We start from the raw sequence: 19,031 nt of genomic DNA on the forward strand, positions 1-19,031 counted from the left end.
GGCCCCGACTACACCCGCATCGGCATGAGCACGTAGAGCGCGGGTGACTTGTCGTTTTCGCGGATCAGCGTTGGTGCCGCCGCATCGGCCAGATGGACCTCGACGGTGTCGCCTTCGATCTGGCCCAGGATGTCGAGCAGATAACGGGCGTTGAAGCCGATCTCGAAGCCTTCGGACACATAGTCGCCCGGCACTTCCTCGGCCGCCGTGCCGTTTTCGGGGCTGGTGACCGACAGGGTGATCTTGTCGCGCTCCAGCGCCATCTTGACCGCGCGCGTCTTTTCGGTGGCGATGGTCGCGACGCGATCGACACCCTCCTCGAAGCTGCGCGGATCGATCTTGAGCATCTTGTCGTTGCCCGTCGGAATCACGCGGCTGTAATCGGGGAAGGTGCCGTCGATCAGCTTCGAGGTGAGCACGGCGCTGCCCAGTCCGAAACGGATCTTGGTAGCCGACAGCGAAACCTCGACCGATCCGTCGACCTCGTCGAGCAGCTTGCGGAGCTCGCCGACGCATTTGCGCGGCACGATCACGTCGGGCATGCCTTCGGCGCCATCGGGGCGTGCGACGGTGACCCGCGCCAGACGGTGTCCGTCGGTCGCCGCCGCCTTCAGCACCGGCTGCGCCTCGTCCGAGACGTGCAGGAAGATGCCGTTGAGATAATAGCGCGTCTCTTCGGTCGAGATCGCGAAGCGGGTCTTGTCGATGATCTGGCGCAGCGTCTGCGCGGGCAGCTCGAATTTGGTCGGCAGCTCGCCTTCGGCGATCACCGGGAAATCGTCGCGCGGCAGTGTCGAGAGGTTGAAGCGCGCACGGCCGGCGTTGATCTGCATCTTGCCGTCGGCGGCGGCGAGCTCGACCTGGCTGCCCTCGGGCAGCTTGCGGGCAATGTCGAACAGGGTGTGCGCGGACACCGTCGTCGCACCGGGCTGGTCGATCGCGGCTTCCACCGATTCGACGATCTGCAGGTCGAGGTCGGTCGCCATCAGCCGGATCGTGCCGTCCGCGCTCGCTTCGAGCAAAACGTTCGACAGAATCGGGATGGTATTGCGCCGCTCGACCACCGACTGAACGTGGCTGAGGCTTTTCAGCAGCGTTGCGCGTTCGATCGTCGCCTTCATGTCCGTGTTCCCCCGGGCGTACCACTATGGCTGAAGCCGGAGCGCGGAACCGGCTCGGCCAGTCTCCCTCATTAGCAAGAAAAAGGGCCGGAGCAAGCGCCCCGACCCTCTTTTCTCAGGCATGTCGCCGCCGGTTCAGAACCGGATGCCGACACCTGCGAGCGCCTGGTGGCGCTCGACGCCCTGCTCGTAGTTCGAGTAGCGATACTCGCCCTTCAGATAGACCCGGTTGCCGAGCGACTGCTCGACGCCCGCACCGACGCGGATGCCGTCCAGATGATTCTTGGCCAGCGTGGTTTCGGTGGTGCCGTTGTCCGAGGTGAACTTGGCATCGGCATTGGTGTAGCCCGCCTTCGCATAGAGCAGCGTGCTGCTGCCGACGACGGTGCCGACGCGTGCGCCGGCGTAGAGATCGCGGCCGGCCTTCAGGCACAGGCGCGGATCGGCGACGGTGCGCGCGCCCGTGCAGGCGCGGTTGCTCGAATCGCTATATTCGACTTCGGCGCCGATCACGGCACCACCCATCTGGGCGTCATAGCCGGCATTGATGCCGTACATGACGTCGTCGCTCTTGCTGCCGCCGCCCTGAACGCGGTCCCAGCCGACTACGCCTTCCACGCGCGGGCCGGTGAACGGTGCATCCTGGGCCATGGCGGGGGTGGCGAAGGCGATCGCGACGAGCGAGGCCAGAACAAGTTTACGCATAATTTCACTCCACTCACTTTGCCCCGAAAGGGCGGGGCAGGTGCTCAGTGCACTATTCCGGGAGAGGTTGCATGAACCTCACATAAACAGCGCCAAGCGTTGCATTTTTGCCACGAACGCGCGATGGCCCTGCCATGGATCGAACGACGCGCTTCTTCATCGCACGGCATGGCGAAACCGTTTTCAACGCTGCGGCGCGCATGCAGGGCGACCATGTCCATACACCGCTCACGCGCGCCGGCTTCGCGCAGGCGGACGAGATGGGCGGGGCGTTGAAGGCCTATCTCGATCGGCATCCCGGCCCGCTGCCGACGCTGTGGGCGTCGGACACCGGCCGCGCGTTGCAGACGCTGGCGGTGGTCGCCGAACATATCGGTGCCGACTGGCATCAGACGCGTGTCGATCCACGGTTGCGGGAGATCGATCTCGCCGAATGGGGCGGCCGCAATTATGCCGATGTGATCGCGGAAGGCGGGCCGCTGTTCGATCCGGCCTCGGGCTTGCTGACGCGTACCGCGCCGGGCGGAGAATGGTATGATCATATCGCGGCGCGTCTCTCGGCCTGGCTGGCCGATACCCGCGACGAGCCGGGCGACCGGCTGGTCATCATGCATGGCTTGTCCTCGTGCGTGCTGCGCGGAGTGATGACGGGAATCGCGCATGATCCCATACTCAAGGCCGGCGTTGCGGCCGGGCTGCCCCAGGGGTCGATGGTGATGGTCGCGGATGGAACGGAAACGGTGATCCATCGCGGGCGAGGCTGGGCGCCGGCGTGATCCGGGCGGCCGCCGCGCTCGCCGTGGCTGCCATCGCGGCGCCGGCGACGGCGCGCGATTCGCTTGGCATCTTCGAAGGCTGGGGTGCGTTCAGGGACGATCGTCCCGCCCGCTGCTACGCGATTTCCGAACCTGCGGCGCGCAGCGCCGGCGGGCGCTGGCGGCCGTTCGCCAGCGTGGCGCACTGGCCGGGCCGCAATGTGCGCGGCCAGCTCCATATCCGGATGAGCCGAACCCGCGCCGCCGATGCCGTGGTGACGCTGACGGTCGGCGACCGCCGTTTCCGCCTTGCTTCGGGAGGCGCCGATGCCTGGGCGCCGGATGCGCGCGCCGATGCGGCGATCGTCGCGGCAATGCGCAACGCCACCAGCATGGCGGTTGCCAGCCGCGACGGAAGCGGTCGCGCCTTCACCGATGCCTATCGTCTGCGTGGCGCCGCCACCGCGATCGATGCCGCGGCATTGGGCTGCGCCCGGCGCCGATAGGGATGTATCGGAAAGGCCTGATCGAACCCGTTCGGGATGAACGGAGATGGGGAGGCGCGTGAGCCAAGCCCGCCCACGCGATCATTTCTGGAAAATATCGGCGTTTTTCCCTACATGGCGCCGATGAACGCCCCCCAGACCATCACCATGCCGATCCCCGGCCATATCGATCCCGTGCCCGTGCCGCGCCCGAATGTGCCGCGCGCCGATGGCCGGATCGATCTGGTCGGCCTGTCGCGCGACCAGATCAGGGCCACGCTCGCGGAAGCCGGCATGGAGCCCAAACAGGCGAAGCTGCGCGCGAAACAGCTCTGGCACTGGATCTACAATCGCGGCGCGACCGAGTTTTCGGCGATGACCGATATCGCCAAGGCCCAGCATCCCTGGCTGGCGGAACGATTCGTGATCAGCCGGCCGGAGGTGGTGGAAGCGCAGGTCTCGACCGACGGCACGCGCAAATGGCTGCTGCGTTCGGACGATGGCCAGGATTACGAGATGGTCTTCATCCCCGATGCCGATCGGGGCACCTTGTGCGTGTCGAGCCAGGTGGGCTGCACGCTCAATTGCCGGTTCTGCCATACCGGCACGATGCGGCTGGTGCGCAACCTGATGCCCGGCGAGATCGTCGGGCAGGTGATGCTCGCGCGCGATTCGCTCGGTGAATGGCCGTCCCAGCCCGAAGGGCGGATGCTCACCAATATCGTCATGATGGGCATGGGCGAGCCGCTCTATAATTTCGACGCGGTGCGCGACGCGCTGAAGATCGTGATGGACGGCGACGGGCTGGCGCTGTCGAAGCGGCGGATCACGCTCTCCACCTCGGGCGTGGTACCGATGATGGCGCGCGCCGGCGAGGAGATCGGCGTCAATCTGGCGGTGTCGCTCCATGCGGTCACCAAGGAGATCCGCGACGAGATCGTGCCGCTCAACCGCAAATACGGGATCGAGGAACTGCTCCAGGCGTGCGCCGACTATCCCGGCGCCAACAATGCGCGGCGGATCACCTTCGAATATGTGATGCTCAAGGACAAGAATGACAGCGACGAGGATGCGCGCGAGCTTGTCCGGCTGATCAGGAAATTCAAGCTGCCCGCCAAGGTGAACCTGATTCCGTTCAATCCCTGGCCGGGCGCACCTTACGAATGCTCGACGCCCGAACGGGTGCGGCGCTTTTCCGACATCGTGTTCGAGGCAGGTATTTCCGCGCCGGTGCGCACGCCGCGTGGCCGCGACATCGATGCCGCCTGCGGCCAGCTCAAGACCGCCGCCGAGAAGAAGAGCCGCGCCGAACTGGACCGGCTGGCAGAGGAAAAGCAGGCGGCGCTTGGCTGATCCCGCCGCTGGGGCGGTGCTGGCATTGGCGGCCGGCCTTGCGGGCGGCGCGATGAATGCACTTGCCGGCGGCGGTACGTTCGCGACGATGCCGACCTTGATCGCGCTTGGCCTGCCGTCGCCGATCGCCAATGCGACGAGCAATGTTGCGCTTCAGCCCGGCGCGATCACCAGTGCCTGGGCCTATCGTGACGGACTGGCGCCCTTGGGCGGCATCCAGGTCCGCACGCTCGTCGCGATCACCTTTTTCGGCGGTCTTGTCGGCAGCCTGCTGCTGGTCGCCACGCCGACGCGCACCTTCGACATCGTCATTCCCTGGTTGCTGCTGCTCGCGACACTCGTCATGGCGTTCGGCAAGCGCGCTTCCAATGCGCTGCACAGCCGCGTCACGATCGGCCCGGGCACGATGGTTGCGGTCCAACTCGCGCTCGGCATTTATGGCGGCTATTTCGGTGGTGGCGTCGGGCTGATGATGATGGCGGCCTGGGGGCTGCTTGCCGGCGCCGAGCCGCATCATCTGGCGGCGCCGCGGACATTGATGCTCGCGGTCGCCAATGCCGCCGCGACGATCATCTTTATCGGCGCCACGATGGTGGCGTGGCAGTTTGCGGTGCCGATGCTGATCGGGTCCATCGCCGGCGGCTATCTCGGCGCTCGGGTCGGGCGGATCCTGGCGCCCCATGTGATTCGGGTCGTGACGTTGCTCGTCACCGCCACGATGACCGTCATCTTCTTCTTGCGCGCCTACAGCTGAGAGTCTGTTTGGAAATGCGCCTTTGGCGCATCGCCGCACCAGCCCTGGAAATGTGCTCTTCCGCACATTTCCAGACAGACTCTCAGCCGGGTTTACAGCCGGACCGGCGAATGGGATTGTCCGCATATGGCGGGCCTGGCCGAGAGTGAGCAAGATGCGGCGGAGGCGCCGCCGCCGGTTCCGCATGTGCTCCGCCATCGCCTGTCCACGCGGATCTGGCACTGGAGCAACGCGATCGCCGTCTTCACGCTGCTGATGAGCGGGCTGATGATCTTCAACGCGCATCCCCGCCTCTATTGGGGGCAATATGGCGCCAATTGGGATCGCGCCTGGTTGCTGATCGGCTCGGATGACACGCGCGGTTATCTCCAGATCGGCGATCGTCGCTGGGATACCACAGGCGTGCTGGGGCGCTGGGAAGACGGGCAGGGCCGGATCCAGCGCCGCGCATTTCCGCATTGGGCGACGATTCCCTCCACCTATAATCTCGCGCTGGCGCGCCGCTGGCACCTGAGCTTCGCCTGGCTGTTCGCGTTCGGGCTGCTGGGCTTCATGGCGCGCGCGTTCTGGAACGGCCATGTCCGCCGCGATCTCAGCTTCACGCGCGCGGAGATCGCGCCTTCGGCCATCTGGCGCGACGTGAAGGACCACCTCAAGCTGTGCTTCGATCATGGCGGCGGCTATAATGTGCTGCAAAAGGCGAGCTATGTCGGCGTCATCTTCATGCTGCTGCCGCTGATGATCCTGACGGGGCTCACCATGTCTCCGGGGATGGATGCCGCCTGGCCCTGGCTGCTCGATCTGTTCGGCGGCCGTCAGTCGGCGCGATCGATCCATTTCATCGCGGCGGCGGCTCTCGTCCTGTTCATCGCGGTCCATCTGTTGCTGGTGGTGCTCGCGGGGCCGTTGCGCGGCATCGCCGGCATGATCACCGGGCGTGTGAGGGCGCGCGGATGAGTGGCATCGTCAGCCGGCGGCGATTGCTGACGGGCGCGGCGCTCGGCGCGGGTGGGCTGCTTGGCGGCTGCGACCGGCTCGGCGAGAGCCCGGCGTTCCGCAAGATCCTCTTTTCCGCCGACGCGATGAACCGCCATGCGCAGCGGCTGATCACCGATCGCCATGCGCTGGCGCGCGAGTTCGAGACGGCGGACCTGTCGCCCTTTTTTCGCGGCAACGGCACGCAGAACCCGCAAGGCGCGGACTATCGCGCGCACGCGGCGGAGAATTTCGCGCGCTGGCGGCTGGAGATTCGCGGGCTGGTCGCGCGGCCGCTGAGCCTGACGATGGCGCAGATCCGATCGATGCCCGCGCGCGCGCAGATCACGCGCCACGACTGCGTCGAGGGCTGGAGCGCGATCGGCAAATGGACGGGGGTGCCGCTCCACCGCCTGCTGGATCTGGCGGGATTACGCGAATCGGCGCGCTATCTGGTCTTCCGCTGCGCGGACGAGATGGGCGGCGGCATCGCCTATTATGAATCGATCGACCTGATCGACGCCTTCCATCCCCAGACGATTCTCGCCTGGGCGCTCAACGACCGGATCCTGCCGATCCGCAACGGCGCGCCGCTGCGCCTGCGCGTCGAGCGCCAGCTCGGCTACAAACACGCCAAATATGTCCAGGCGATCGATGCGGTGGCGAGCCTCGACGGGATCGGGCTGGGCAAGGGCGGCTTCTGGGAGGATCGCGCGCAATATGAATGGTATGCGGGTATCTGATCCGCTTTCGGCCGGATCGCCGCATCGGCCTTGACCCTGCGCGCCGCTTTTCGCATTCGGGTGGCAAGGGGGATCGACAGCGGGAGGCCTGATGGCTCTGATCGACGTTTTCCTGTCGCGGCTGGTGACACGCGGCACGCTCACTCTCACCGATCATGCCGGGCGCAGCCGCAGCTTCGGTACACCCGATCCCGATTATGGCGAGGTCGCGATCCGCTTCACCGATGCGGGCGCGGCCGGCTATGTCGCCAGTCATCCGCGGCTGGGTGCGGCGGAAGCCTATATGGACGGCCGGCTGGTCGTCGAGCAGGGCGACATTCTCGATCTCATCACCCTGGTGCGCAAGAACCAGCCCTGGGAACGCGGCGGCCAGCTCAAGATCCGCAATCCGCTGCGCCGCGCGCTCAGCAATGCCGGCAGCCGGCTCTCGCGGCTCAACTGGCAGGCGCGATCGAAGCGCAACGTCGCGCATCACTATGATCTCGGCAATGATTTCTACCGGCTCTTCCTCGATACCGACATGCAATATAGCTGCGCCTATTTCACCGATCCGGCGAACAGCCTGGAGCAGGCGCAGATCGACAAGAAGGCGCATATCGCCGCCAAGCTTCATCTGAAGCCGGGCCAGCGCGTGCTCGATATCGGCTGCGGCTGGGGCGGCATGGCGCTTTATCTTCATCGCACCTGCGGCGTCGACGTGCTTGGCGTCACGCTGTCGGAGGAACAGCTCAAGATCGCGCGCGAACGCGCGGCGGCGGCGGGCGTTTCGGATCATGTGAAGTTCGAACTGATCGACTATCGCAATGTCGGGGGGCAGTTCGACCGGATCGTTTCGGTCGGCATGTTCGAACATGTCGGCCCACCGCATTTCCGAGAATTCTTCCGCAAATGCCGCAATCTGCTGACCGAGGATGGCGTGATGCTGATCCACACCATCGGTCGCTTCGGCGTGCCCGGCACGACCGACGCCTTCACGCGCAAATATATCTTTCCCGGCGGCTATATCCCGGCGCTTTCCGAAACGCTGGCGGCAAGCGAGAAATCCCGCCTGATCGCCGCCGATGTCGAGACGCTCCGGCTGCACTATGGGCTCACCATCCGGCATTGGTACCAACGCACCGTCGACAATCGCGAGGCCATCGTCGCCATGTATGACGAGCGCTTCTACCGGATGTGGCTATTCTACCTCGCCGGCGCGATCTCGACTTTCGAATATGGCGGCATGGGCAATTACCAGATCCTCTACACCCGCCGCCGCGAAGCGCTGCCCATCACCCGCGACTGGATCGCGGCGGAGGAGAAGCGCCTCGCGGCACTGGGGTGAGAACGGGCCGGTGCCGCCTCTGGAAAACGCTCTTTCGCGCTTTCCTCGAACAAGTCCTCAGGCGCCGAAGCCGCCGTCGATGGTCTGCATCGATCCGGTGATCATCCCGGCTTCCGGCCCGGCGAGATAGGCGGCAAGGCCCGCCACCTCGTCGGCATGGATGTGGCGCTTGATCGCCATGAAGCCGTGCATCGTGTCGGCCATCGGCCCGGCGGCCGGGTTCATGTCGGTATCGGTCGGGCCGGGCTGGATGTTGTTGACGGTGATGCCGCGCGCGCCGAAATCGCGTGCCAGCCCGCGCACCATGCCCTGGATCGCCGATTTGGTGAGCGCATAGGCGGCGCCCCCCGCAAAGGGCATGCGGTCGCCATTCGTCGATCCGATCACGATGATGCGGCCGCCTTCGGGCATGGTCCGTGCCGCCTCGACCGCCGCGTGATAGGGCGCGCGGACATTGACGTCGATCATCCGGTCGATCGCATCGGCATCCAGGGTCAGCGGATCGCCCATCACCAGCGCGCCGGCATTGATCACCAGCACGTCCAGCGGACCGCGCCCCGCCACCGTGGCGGTCAGCGCGTCGCGATCGGCGCTGTCGGTACGTACGGCTTCGGCGCCGGTTTCGGCGAACAGGGTTTCGGCGGCGGCCTGCGCGCCGGCATAGGTGAAGGCGACGCGCGCGCCGTCGCGTGAGAAGCGGCGCACGATCGCGGCGCCGATGCCGCGGCTGCCGCCGAGGACGAGGACATTCTTGTCGGTGAAATCGGTCATGGGAAGGTTCCTTGCGGTCTTGTGTAGTGATCGCTACATATTATCGTGGAAGAGTGCCGGCAAGGATTATTTTAGTGACTGCTACACAAAATCGGAAACCCAGCGTTTCGGGCGGCAGGGGCAGGCCTCGCGCGTTCGATGCCGATCGCGCCGTGGAGACGGCGATGACGCTGTTCCATCGCAAGGGGTATGACGGGGTGGGCGTCGCCGAGATCGGCGAGGCGCTGGGCATTCGTCCGCCGAGCTTCTACGCCGCGTTCGGCAGCAAGGCCGGTCTGTTCCGGCGTGCGCTCGCGCTCTATGCGCGCGGCGAAGCCAATGTGTTCGCGACCGCGCTGGCCGAGGGCGGCGATGTCGTCACCGTGATCGCGCGGATGTTCAGGGTCGCGGCGGGGATCTATGCGGTTCCCGGATGCGCGGCGGGTTGCCTCGTGCTCGATGGCACCCGCAACAGTGTCGATGCCGAAGCGCGCGCCATCACGACCGAAGCCAAGGCCGCCAGTCGCGCCGCGATTCGCGATTTCATCGCTGGCGAATATCCCGATCGCGCCGATGAACTCGCTGAGTTCGCGACGATCGTGCTCGCCGGCATGTCGGCCAGCGCCCGCGACGGGGATGACGGCGCGATGCTAGCGCGCTTCGCCGACAAGGCGGCGCGCGCCTTTGCCCGGGAAGCCACTCAATCGGGGTGATGCGCGTCCATATAGGCGAATGATTCGGCGGCCAGCCTTTCGAGCACCGCCATGTCCACATCGGCGAGGCGCTTGATGTAGAGGCAGCCTTTGCCGCTTTCATGTTTCCCGAGCGTGGCGAGCAGGGCTTCGAAGGCCGGTGTCCGCCCGTTGAAATAGAGGACGAGCGCCGCCTTGCGCGGGCTGAAGCCGATCCGGCACATCTCGCCTTCGCGTCCGCTTTCGTAGCGATAATGATAGCGGCCATAGCCGATAATGCTCGGCCCCCACATCGCCGGAGCCATGCCGGTAATCCGGCGTAGCAGCGTGTCGAGCGTGCGGGCATCCTCGCGGCGGGCATCGGGCCCGACCGAGTCGATGAACGCCGCCACGTCGTTTTCGGTGGGCCTGGTCTTGTTTTCAGCCACTGCGATCACGCCTTTCTCACGGGGAATGTTGCACATGCGCGGCTTTGCGCATAGGCGCACTGGCGCGATTCCCGGCATGAGAAGGAACCCTGATGAGCGACAAGATCAACCGTGTGGTGCTGGCCTATTCGGGCGGTCTCGACACCAGCGTGATCCTGAAATGGCTTCAGCAGACTTATCAGTGCGAGGTGGTCACCTTCACCGCCGATCTCGGCCAGGGTGAGGAGCTGGAGCCCGCGCGCCGCAAGGCGGAGATGGCCGGCGTCAAGCCCGAGCATATCTTTATCGACGATCTGCGCGAGGAATTCGTCGGCGATTTCGTCTATCCGATGATGCGCGCCAACGCGCTGTACGAGGGGCTCTATCTGCTCGGCACGTCGATCGCGCGGCCGCTGATCGCCAAGCGCCAGATCGAGATCGCGCGCCAGGTGAATGCCGATGCGGTCAGCCATGGCGCGACCGGCAAGGGCAATGATCAGGTCCGTTTCGAGCTCGGCTATTATGCGCTCGCGCCCGACATCAAGGTGATCGCGCCGTGGCGCGAATGGGATCTGACCAGCCGCACCCGGCTGATCGAGTTCGCCGAGGCGCACCAGATTCCGGTTTCCAAGGACAAGCGCGGCGAGGCGCCGTTCTCGACCGACGCCAATCTCCTCCACACCTCCTCCGAGGGCAAGGTGCTCGAGGATCCGTGGGAAGAAGTGCCCGACTATGTCTTCTCGCGCACCGTCAATCCCGAGGACGCGCCCGACACGCCGGAGATCATCACGATCGATTTCGAGCGTGGCGATGCCGTCGCGATCAATGGCGAAGGCCTGTCGCCGGCCAGCCTGCTGACGAAGCTCAACGAGCTCGGCCGCGTCCATGGCATCGGCCGGCTCGATCTGGTCGAGAACCGCTTCGTCGGCATGAAGTCGCGCGGCATGTACGAAACGCCGGGCGGCACGATCCTGCACCTGGCGCATCGCGGCATCGAGCAGGTGACGCTCGATCGCGGCGCCGCGCACCTCAAGGACGAATTGATGCCGCGCTATGCGGAGCTGATCTACAACGGCTTCTGGTTCAGCCCGGAGCGCGAGATGCTGCAGGCGGCGATCGATCACAGCCAGGAAAAGGTGACGGGCACCGTTCGCCTGAAGCTTTACAAGGGCGCGGCGCACATCATCGGCCGCAAGTCGCCCTATTCGCTCTATTCGGAGAAGGTCGTGACCTTCGAAGACGATCAGGGCGCTTATGACCAGCGCGACGCCGAAGGCTTCATCAAGCTGAACGCGCTCAGGCTGCGGTTGCTGGGGCGCCGCGATCGTTGATGAGGACCGACTGGGCACGCAGGGTGCCTGGAATGGTCAATCGATTGACGAGCATGATGGTTGCCAAGGCGACAAGAGCGCCCGCGAGCAAGTCGACGAAATAATGTGCGCCGTGCGTGATCGCCGACGCGAACATCGCAACATTAAGCGCGAGCATCGGCCAGCGCAGCAATGAACTGGCCAATGCTGCCCAGGCACACAGCACCGCTGCGCCGGCATGCACGGATGGAAACGTGACAATGCCGGATGCGACGCCAAGCGAGAGCCTGAATGTCGGATCGTTGCGGACAGCGTTGAAGCTGTCGGAGAACTCATAGCCGAAACGCGCGTCGATATTGCTCAAATCAGCCTGGGTTAGGCCGTAATAGCCGAATGCCCCCAGCGACGGAAAGCCGATGGCGATAAGCGAGCTGATCGCGCAAAGAACAAAATAACAGCTTGTAAAGCGATAGGCCTGATCGGCCCTGCCGAACAACGCCAGCAACGGCGGCAACAGGAGAAGCTGGAGCCCCAAGCTCATATAGGCCTGGTCCAATATCCACGCCAGGGCTGGAAACCGGTCCACCCACTGTACGATGTCGGGCGTATGGATGCCCAGTTGCGCGTCCATTGCCGCGAGCCAGTCGTCCGCAAGTGGAAAACCGAGCCGCATTGCGCAGTAGGTGAGTACCAGAACGGGCACGGTGAAGAGAAACGACAGGATTCCGGTCTCCATCGCCGCGCGCAGCCGGTACATCTTCCGCCAGTTAAAATAGGGTAGAAGGGCCGCGAACATGCCGGCGAGAAGCAGGAACGGCGCGAAGGATGGCAATTCCACGTCCACACCGGCTGCAAGCGGAACAAGAAGCAAAGAGATCAGCGCAAAGACGGCGGTCATCATCGCCATTCTGCGCGGCTGGAGCATGCAGGTGGATGCGGCAATCATCATGCATCGCCCTGATGGCCGATAATGGGTAATTCTAAGTTAAATTCCGCGCGCGATCGATATCGGATTTTCTTGTGTTTACCGTGATTCAGCGTCGCCGGCCCGCGCATCCGAGCCGGCAGCCGCCACCTGTCTTAGTGTCTGAACGTCCACCATCGATTGAGTGCGAAGCCGAACCAGGGCGTCGCGAGGATCATCGGTGCGATGGAGAGCGTGACGCCCAGCGACAGTTTCTGGACGAACAGCCAGACCCAGAAGCTGTTGAGCAGATAGGTCAGCACAGAGACGACGACGAACCGGCCGGGCGCGCCGAGTCCCTTGGCGGCTGTATTGGTGTGGCCGAAGGTCCATCGGCTGTGCAGCAGATAGCCGGTGATGCCGGCGACGATCGCCGCGATCGTGTTGGCTAGAAAGGCGTTGACGCGGATCGGTTCGGCCAGCAGCCAGTAGACGCCCGAGTGGAGCAATGTGATCGCGCCGCCGCCGATGGCATAGGCCGCGATCTGGCCGAACAACGTCTTGGGTGCGCGGATCATGCGGGATGCGCCGCCCAGTCGCGGCCCGATCGCCAGGCGGCGAATGCGAATGCCGCCAGGATCGCGACCGGCGAAAGCCAGACGCCCTCGCGCGCCAGCGGCACCTGGGCGATGGGCGCCACGAACATCGCTCCATAGGCCAGGCGTTCCGGCGACCACCAGCGCGCCGGTGAGCGCGCGGCCCAGACCAGCGCGATCAGCGAAAGCGCGACAAGATCGTAATTGAACGAATAGGGGAGGATCAGCATGGTCCCGGTGATCGAAAGCAGGCCGATATCGGCGAGCCGCGCTCCGCGCCGGTCCGCCCAGACGAGCATCGCCATCGTGATCAGGCCGAACAGGATCTGACCGAGCAGGATGGGGCCTTCGCGATCGATCGCCATCAGCATCCGGCCGACCGTCGGCATCATGTAATAATATTCGCGCTGGGCGCCGGGGTCGATCAGCCCGACCTGGAAGCTGAGCGTGGAGGTGAGCCAGGTCGTCCAGGCGTCCATGCCGAAGGCCAGCGTCGACGCCAGCACCAGCGCCAGCGTACCGAAGGTTGCCCAGGCGATCGTCGACCATTGATGCTTCGCCGCCAGGATGAAGGGTACCATTATGCCCATATGCGGCTTCACGCTCATCAGCGCGAAGCTCGCGCCCGACAGGCCGGGGCGGCGGCCCGCGTGCCACCAGCCCAGCAAGGCCAATCCGCCGATCAGATAGCCGAAATGGCCCGCCCATAGATTCACCAGCGCACCGGGGAGCAGCAGCACCGACCAGAGCGGCAACCCCGCTTCCTTGAGCCACGGGCGCGCCGCCCAGATGAAAAGCGCGAAGGTGCCGATCAGCCACAATGCCAGCGACCAGAGATAGGGCGGAAAACCGAACGGCACCGACAGCATCAGCATGTGCGGCGGATAGGAAAAGGCATAGATGCCATAGACATCGGCGGCCGCGCGCAGGGTACGGCGATATTCGGTGCGGTCGTAGATACCCTCGGCGCCCTTCAGCGCTTCATGACCGCCATGCCAGATATTGACGAAATCGCGCCCGACGATCGCGGACGGGGTGACGTGCAGGCCGGGAAGCGCCTGGAATCGCGCATATTCGTCGGACACCAGATCATGGCCATACCATCCGGCGGCCGGCCAGATCACCAGTCCGAACAGCCCGAACGCCATGATCAGGCGTTTGAGCTTCGGCCATTGCCGTAGCAACGCTGCCGTCATCGGTCAGGCGATCCGCTCTCGGTAGAAGATGTCGCGCCCGATGCTTTCGATCGCGTGATCCTCGGGGATCGGCGGCAGCCAGCGCAGGAAACTGTGCGGATAGGGAAAGAAATGGAGATGCGGATTGAAGGTGAAGCGATATTCGCGTTCCTGCGGCACCACCAGGATCAGCGTGCCGCGCGTGACGCGGCGGAGCTCGGAGAGCGCCTGGCGGAAATCGAGGATATGTTCGAGCACATGGGTGCAGATCACCGTGTCGAAGCTGCCGTCGGCGAAAGGCAGCGCCTCGATCGGTCCCTCGACGAAGCTGATCTCCGGGTGGCGGGTCCTTGTGCCGTCCTCGATGATGAAATCGGTGCCGGTGATGTCGAGCTCCGGCCGGCGATGCTTGATCCAGTCGACCAGATAGCCGGTGCCGCAGCCGACATCGAGCACCGTGGCGCCGCGAATTTCCGAAAGGATGCGATCGAGGCAGGCGGCACTGTTGTCGGTTTCGTGCTGAACGCGCGGCAGTCGCTCGTAGATTTCCCGATATTCATCCGCCGTCACGAACGGGATGCGTTCGCGGAAGCGCTCGATATCGTCGACCAGTGTTCCCCAATGCCGCCGGAACAGCCAGCGCATGGGGCCGGAATCGCGGATGAAGGGTGGAATCACCTCTTCGAGCACGGTGCGGATGGCATTGGTTGTCTCGCGCTTCATCGCGTGCGGCTCGTCTGATCCCTTGGCGCCGCTGCCGGCGCATCTGCATTTTCGCGGCGACGCAATACGGTTTGTCCTCGCTTCCCGCAATGCTTCTCGCTCGTCGAGGAATCCGGTGATGCAATGGTGTGACGGGCGTTGCGGGAAGCCCGGACGGGCTCTAAGCAGGAAGCGAGCAAACAGGCGGTGAGCAATGACGACGAATGATCCGGTCCGCCCGGGCCGGCGCGACGACCGCTGGCGGCTCGCGACGCTCATCATCTGGCTGGCTTTCGCCATCGGCCTGATCTCCTGGTATTGGGGGCGGATCCACTGGTTCGCGCTCGGTGATACCGACGATAATATGCGGATGATGGAGGTTCGTGCCTGGCTGAACGGCCAGGGCTGGTTCGATCTTCGCCAATATCGGCTGAGCCCACCCGGGGGGTTCAACATCCACTGGTCGCGTCTCGTCGATCTGCCGATCGCCGCGATCATCCTTGCGGTGAAGCCGTTTTTCGGCACCGCGATCGCCGAACGCGCGGCGATCGCGATCGCGCCCGTCCTGCCGCTTTATGTCGTGCTGATCAGCCTGGGGCTGGTGGCACGCCGCCTGATCGCGTCATGGAGCTTCCTGCTCTCCGCATTCGTGCTGCTGGGGGCGGCCTCCACGCTCGGCATGTTCACGCCCGCCCGTATCGATCACCATGGCTGGCAGCTTGCCATGGTGGCGCTGATCGTCGCGGGGCTCGCCGATCCGCAGGCGCGGCGCGGTGGGGCGACGGTGGGTGTGGCGAGCGCGCTGTCGCTCGTCATCGGTTTCGAGATGATGCCGTATCTGGCGCTTGCCGGCGCAGCGATCGTGCTGCGCTGGGTGATCGATGCGGGGCAGGCGCGACGTTTGCAGACCTATGGCATCGCGCTCGCGGGGGGCTGCGCGTTGGGCTTCGCGGTGTTCGCGTCGAATGACAATTGGCGACCGGTCTGCGACGTGCTGTCACCCCCCTGGATGTCGACCATGGTGCTGGCGGGCGGGCTGCTCTTCGTGCTCGGGCGGATCTCGCTGCATGGTCCGGTCACCCGGTTGAGTGCGGCGATCGTCGCGGCGGCACTGCTCGGCGGTTTCATGGCGCTGGCCTGGCCGCAATGCCTGGGCCGCCCTGAAGGCGTGTCGGACGAATTGCAGCGCGACTGGCTCGACAATATCCGCGAGGCGCGCCCGATCACCGTGCAGGAATGGCGGACTGCGGCGATCATGATCACGCTGCCGGCCGTTGGCCTGATCGGCAGCATCCTGGCGCTGCTGAACGCCCGCCATGCGCGAGACGCCGATCGGCTGGCGGCCTGGGGATCGATCGCCTTGCTCTCGACCTGCGGGCTGGCGCTGCTGTTCTTCCAGATCCGCGCGGCGGCGGCGGCGCAACTGCTCGCCGTGCCAGCCGCGACCTATCTCATCTGGACGATCGTGCCGCGCCTGCGGGCCAGCGGCAACATTGTCGTCCGCGTCGTCGGTGTCGCCGCCCTGGTGCTCGCCGGATCGGGGTTGCTTGTGCCGTTCCTCGTCCGGCTGGTGCCCAAGGCGCCGGACAAGCCCGTTTATGCGGCTGTACGCAAGGCGGGCGCGTCATGCTCGACGATCCCGTCGATGGCGCCGTTGAACAAGGTGCCGCGCGCCACTGTGCTGACGATGGTCGATCTCGGTCCGCGGCTGATCACGCTGACGCATCATGACGCGATCGCCGGCCCCTATCATCGCAACGGCACCCAGATCCTCGACGTCCATCGCGCCTTCAACGGCGACGAGGCGAAGGCGCGTCAGATCGCCCGCAAATATGGCGCGACATTGCTGCTGATCTGCCCCAATTTCGCCGAGGCGACGGTCTATCGCGCGAAATCGCCCAAGGGCTTCTATGCGAAGCTGGAGCGTGGAATCGTGCCAGCCTGGCTGGAGCCCGTGGCATTGCCCGCGAAGTCGCCGTTCAAGCTCTGGCGGATCAAGCCCTGACATGTATTCTCTCGGCGAAACTGGCGCCGGGTGAAGCCAGGCGTCAGGTGAAGCTGGCGCGGATCCCGTCGATCACGAATTGCGCGGCGAGCGCCGCCAGGATCACGCCCAGCAGGCGCGTCACCACCGTTTCGACCCGGTGGCCGAGCAGCCGCATCAGCGGCCCGGCCAGCAGCAGCGCGACCAGGGTGAGCAGCAGGATCGCACCCAGCGCGCTCAGCACGACGATGCTTGCTTCGATGCCCTGGCTGCGCGCCATCAGCAGCATGGTGGAGGCGATCGAGCCCGGCCCCGCGATCATCGGGATCGCCATCGGGAAGATCGAAACGTCCTCCACGGGCGCCTCCATCACTTCCTTGGCGCGTTCCTCGCGGCGCTGGGTCCGCTTCTCGAACACCATCTCCAGCGCGATCAGGAACAGCATGATGCCGCCGGCGATGCGGAAACTGTCCAGGCTGATGCCGAGCGCGCCCAGCAATTTCTCGCCGAATAGCGCGAAGACCAGCAGGATCAGCGCCGCCACCACGACCGCGCGGATCGCCATCGACCGGCGATGCGCGGCATCGGCGCCCGTGGTCAGGCTGGCATAGATCGGCGCGCAACCCGGCGGGTCGATCACGACGAAGAATGTGACCAGCGCCGAGACGAAAAGTTCGATCATCGCACACCCACCGTTTCGTAAAGGACGAGCTTCCAGCCTTCGCCGCCGCGCCACTGCCAGACTTGCAGATCGTGCGCGCCGGGCTTGCCGGCGATCGCATGGACGCGCACGGCCATGCTGGCGTCGATCGACTGGAACTCCCGGATCAGTCCGGTCGTCGTGAAGGCCGGCAGGGCGGCGGCGCCGGCCTGCGGCATCACGCATTCAAGCTGGACGACGATGTCCTTCGCGAGATGCGGCTTCAGCGCATCGGACTCCGAACCGGGGCGGGCGGCGTTCGATGGCGGCGCCTTGCGATCGGTGTTGCCGCAGTCGGCCACGATCTCCCGCGCCTTCGCGCCGGCGGGTATGAAGCCGGGCGTGTCGCGGCCATGATCCATCTGCCATCGCCATCGGGGCTGTCCATCGACCATGTCGCGTTGCCAGATGGTGGTGAAGCTGCCGGTCGCGCCCCCGGCGGCACGGATCCACGGGCCGGTATTGACCGCCAATGTTCCATCGCAGGATCGGAAGGACAGGCGCGGCCACCACATCACGGGGACGGGCGGTTCCGCCCGATCCTTGAGCCATGGCCCGGCGGGTACGGGCTCCGGCGTGAACAATATCGCCTTGTCGCCGGCGAAGGTGCGGAAGGCGGCCCATTGGCCTTCGGCCTGGGCGGTCGCGGCAAAGGTGCGCTCCGCCTCCACCGCGGTCTGCGGCGTCCCCGTCGCGAGCAGCGCGAGGACGGCGGCGATCACAGCGTGCCGGCCTCGAAGGCGATGCCGGCATTGCGGTGCGCGGCCACCAGCGTGTTGCGGAGCAGGACGGCGATGGTCATCGGCCCGACGCCGCCGGGCACGGGGGTGATCGCGCCCGCCACCGGTGCAGCCGATGCGAAGTCGACATCGCCGACCAGCTTGCCTTCGACGCGGTTGATGCCGACATCGATCACGGCGGCGCCCGGCTTCAGCCAGTCGCCCTTGACCATTTCGGGCAGTCCGACGGCGGCCACGACGATATCGGCGCGACGCACCAGCGCCGGCAGGTCGCGCGTGCGCGAATGCGCGACGGTGACAGTGCAGCTCTCGCGGATCAGCAGTTGCGCCATCGGCTTGCCGACGATGTTCGAGCGCCCGATCACCACCGCGTCGAGCCCCGACAGATTGCCGAGCCGATCCTTGAGCAGCATCAGGCAGCCGAGCGGCGTGCAGGGCACGAAGCCGTCGAGCCCGGTCGCCAGGCGCCCGGCATTGACCGGATGGAAGCCATCGACATCCTTGTCGGGCGAGATTGCGGCGATGACGGCGTTCTCGTCGATATGCGCGGGCAGCGGCAGCTGGACCAGAATGCCGTCGACGGCATCGTCCGCGTTGAGCGACGCGACCAGCGCGAGCAGTTCGTCCTGCGCCGTCTCGGCGGGCAGGCGATGTTCGAAGCTCGCCATGCCGGCGGCGACCGTCGCCTTGTGCTTGGAGCGGACATAGACCTGGCTGGCGGGATCCTCGCCCACCAGCACCACGGCCAGGCCGGGCACGCGGCCGGCGCGTTCGGAAAACTGGGCGGTGCGTTCGGCGACGCGTTCGCGCAGCCCTTGTGCAAAGGCTTTGCCGTCGATGATCTGAGCGTTCATGC

At 65.6% G+C, this 19,031-nt stretch carries 21 protein-coding genes; 10 read left to right on the plus strand and 11 right to left on the minus strand.

Going from position 1 to position 19,031, the window contains the following annotated elements:
- Positions 1-8: 8 nt before the first annotated feature.
- Both dnaN and K7G82_RS21065 read right to left on the minus strand, forming a co-directional pair.
- Positions 9-1,121, minus strand: a complete 1,113-nt coding sequence (gene dnaN / locus K7G82_RS21060; protein WP_222991924.1) for a DNA polymerase III subunit beta — start codon at positions 1,119-1,121, stop codon at positions 9-11.
- Between the two features lie 135 nt (positions 1,122-1,256).
- On the minus strand, positions 1,257-1,826 hold the full coding sequence (locus K7G82_RS21065; protein WP_222991925.1) for an outer membrane protein: 570 nt from the start codon (positions 1,824-1,826) through the stop codon (positions 1,257-1,259).
- A 134-nt stretch (positions 1,827-1,960) separates the two neighbouring features.
- Here K7G82_RS21065 and K7G82_RS21070 point away from each other — a divergent pair, with 134 nt between their 5' ends.
- From K7G82_RS21070 to K7G82_RS21100, 7 genes are all read left to right on the plus strand, one after another.
- Complete coding sequence (locus K7G82_RS21070; protein WP_222991926.1) at positions 1,961-2,602, plus strand: histidine phosphatase family protein; 642 nt, start codon at positions 1,961-1,963, stop codon at positions 2,600-2,602.
- On the plus strand, positions 2,602-3,087 hold the full coding sequence (locus K7G82_RS21075; protein WP_222992030.1) for a hypothetical protein: 486 nt from the start codon (positions 2,602-2,604) through the stop codon (positions 3,085-3,087). Before K7G82_RS21070 ends, K7G82_RS21075 begins: the two co-directional genes overlap by 1 nt.
- A 123-nt stretch (positions 3,088-3,210) precedes the next feature.
- Positions 3,211-4,419 carry a dual-specificity RNA methyltransferase RlmN gene (rlmN, locus tag K7G82_RS21080; protein WP_222991927.1) on the plus strand — a complete coding sequence of 403 codons (1,209 nt, stop codon included), beginning with the start codon at positions 3,211-3,213 and terminating at the stop codon, positions 4,417-4,419.
- Positions 4,412-5,173: a sulfite exporter TauE/SafE family protein gene (locus K7G82_RS21085; RefSeq protein WP_246623765.1), complete on the plus strand. Its 762-nt coding sequence runs from the start codon at positions 4,412-4,414 to the stop codon at positions 5,171-5,173. The genes rlmN and K7G82_RS21085 overlap by 8 nt, the downstream gene beginning before the upstream one ends.
- A gap of 126 nt (positions 5,174-5,299) precedes the next feature.
- Positions 5,300-6,130 carry a cytochrome b/b6 domain-containing protein gene (locus K7G82_RS21090; protein WP_222991929.1) on the plus strand — a complete coding sequence of 277 codons (831 nt, stop codon included), beginning with the start codon at positions 5,300-5,302 and terminating at the stop codon, positions 6,128-6,130.
- On the plus strand, positions 6,127-6,891 hold the full coding sequence (locus tag K7G82_RS21095; RefSeq protein WP_222991930.1) for a molybdopterin-binding protein: 765 nt from the start codon (positions 6,127-6,129) through the stop codon (positions 6,889-6,891). The genes K7G82_RS21090 and K7G82_RS21095 overlap by 4 nt, the downstream gene beginning before the upstream one ends.
- Before the next feature lie 91 nt (positions 6,892-6,982).
- Complete coding sequence (locus tag K7G82_RS21100) at positions 6,983-8,215, plus strand: SAM-dependent methyltransferase (protein WP_222991931.1); 1,233 nt, start codon at positions 6,983-6,985, stop codon at positions 8,213-8,215.
- 57 nt (positions 8,216-8,272) lie between these two features.
- On the opposite strand, the gene bdcA is transcribed toward K7G82_RS21100, so the two are convergent.
- Positions 8,273-8,986 (minus strand): SDR family oxidoreductase, encoded by a 714-nt coding sequence (bdcA, locus tag K7G82_RS21105; protein ID WP_222991932.1) that lies wholly within the window; start codon positions 8,984-8,986, stop codon positions 8,273-8,275.
- 164 nt (positions 8,987-9,150) lie between these two features.
- On the opposite strand from bdcA, the gene K7G82_RS21110 reads away from it, so the two are divergent.
- On the plus strand, positions 9,151-9,678 hold the full coding sequence (locus K7G82_RS21110; RefSeq protein WP_222991933.1) for a TetR/AcrR family transcriptional regulator: 528 nt from the start codon (positions 9,151-9,153) through the stop codon (positions 9,676-9,678).
- Here the strand turns inward: K7G82_RS21110 and K7G82_RS21115 are convergent.
- Positions 9,666-10,091, minus strand: coding sequence for a DUF1801 domain-containing protein (locus K7G82_RS21115; RefSeq protein WP_222992031.1), 426 nt, complete (start codon positions 10,089-10,091; stop codon positions 9,666-9,668). The genes K7G82_RS21110 and K7G82_RS21115 overlap by 13 nt on opposite strands.
- Before the next feature lie 86 nt (positions 10,092-10,177).
- Here K7G82_RS21115 and K7G82_RS21120 point away from each other — a divergent pair, with 86 nt between their 5' ends.
- Positions 10,178-11,395: an argininosuccinate synthase gene (locus K7G82_RS21120; protein ID WP_222991934.1), complete on the plus strand. Its 1,218-nt coding sequence runs from the start codon at positions 10,178-10,180 to the stop codon at positions 11,393-11,395.
- Here the strand turns inward: K7G82_RS21120 and K7G82_RS21125 are convergent.
- The 4 genes from K7G82_RS21125 to K7G82_RS21140 form a co-directional block, all read right to left on the minus strand.
- On the minus strand, positions 11,361-12,323 hold the full coding sequence (locus K7G82_RS21125; RefSeq protein WP_222991935.1) for a phosphatase PAP2 family protein: 963 nt from the start codon (positions 12,321-12,323) through the stop codon (positions 11,361-11,363). The two genes, K7G82_RS21120 and K7G82_RS21125, sit on opposite strands and share 35 nt — an antisense overlap.
- A gap of 131 nt (positions 12,324-12,454) precedes the next feature.
- Entirely contained in the window at positions 12,455-12,856 is a 402-nt protein-coding gene (locus K7G82_RS21130) for a GtrA family protein (RefSeq protein ID WP_222991936.1), read from the minus strand.
- On the minus strand, positions 12,853-14,070 hold the full coding sequence (locus K7G82_RS21135) for a glycosyltransferase family 87 protein (protein WP_222991937.1): 1,218 nt from the start codon (positions 14,068-14,070) through the stop codon (positions 12,853-12,855). Before K7G82_RS21135 ends, K7G82_RS21130 begins: the two co-directional genes overlap by 4 nt.
- Before the next feature lie 3 nt (positions 14,071-14,073).
- A complete protein-coding gene (locus tag K7G82_RS21140) occupies positions 14,074-14,772 on the minus strand; it encodes a class I SAM-dependent methyltransferase (protein ID WP_222991938.1) in 699 nt (232 codons plus the stop codon).
- Positions 14,773-14,965: 193 nt separating this feature from the next.
- Between K7G82_RS21140 and K7G82_RS21145 the strand changes: the two genes are divergently transcribed.
- Entirely contained in the window at positions 14,966-16,756 is a 1,791-nt protein-coding gene (locus K7G82_RS21145) for an AcrB/AcrD/AcrF family protein (protein WP_222991939.1), read from the plus strand.
- A gap of 43 nt (positions 16,757-16,799) precedes the next feature.
- On the opposite strand, the gene K7G82_RS21150 is transcribed toward K7G82_RS21145, so the two are convergent.
- Genes K7G82_RS21150 through folD form a run of 3 tightly spaced genes read right to left on the minus strand, consistent with a single transcriptional unit; the run spans position 16,800 to position 19,029 of the window.
- The gene (locus K7G82_RS21150) at positions 16,800-17,417 is read right to left on the minus strand and encodes a MarC family protein (protein WP_222991940.1); all 618 of its coding nucleotides are present in this window, start codon (positions 17,415-17,417) and stop codon (positions 16,800-16,802) included.
- The gene (locus K7G82_RS21155) at positions 17,414-18,157 is read right to left on the minus strand and encodes a hypothetical protein (RefSeq protein WP_222991941.1); all 744 of its coding nucleotides are present in this window, start codon (positions 18,155-18,157) and stop codon (positions 17,414-17,416) included. Before K7G82_RS21155 ends, K7G82_RS21150 begins: the two co-directional genes overlap by 4 nt.
- The gene (gene folD, locus K7G82_RS21160) at positions 18,154-19,029 is read right to left on the minus strand and encodes a bifunctional methylenetetrahydrofolate dehydrogenase/methenyltetrahydrofolate cyclohydrolase FolD (RefSeq protein WP_222991942.1); all 876 of its coding nucleotides are present in this window, start codon (positions 19,027-19,029) and stop codon (positions 18,154-18,156) included. The genes K7G82_RS21155 and folD overlap by 4 nt, the downstream gene beginning before the upstream one ends.
- Positions 19,030-19,031: the final 2 nt, after the last annotated feature.

It is taken from the genome of Sphingomonas colocasiae (assembly GCF_019880585.1).
Lineage (GTDB): Bacteria > Pseudomonadota > Alphaproteobacteria > Sphingomonadales > Sphingomonadaceae > Sphingobium_A > Sphingobium_A colocasiae.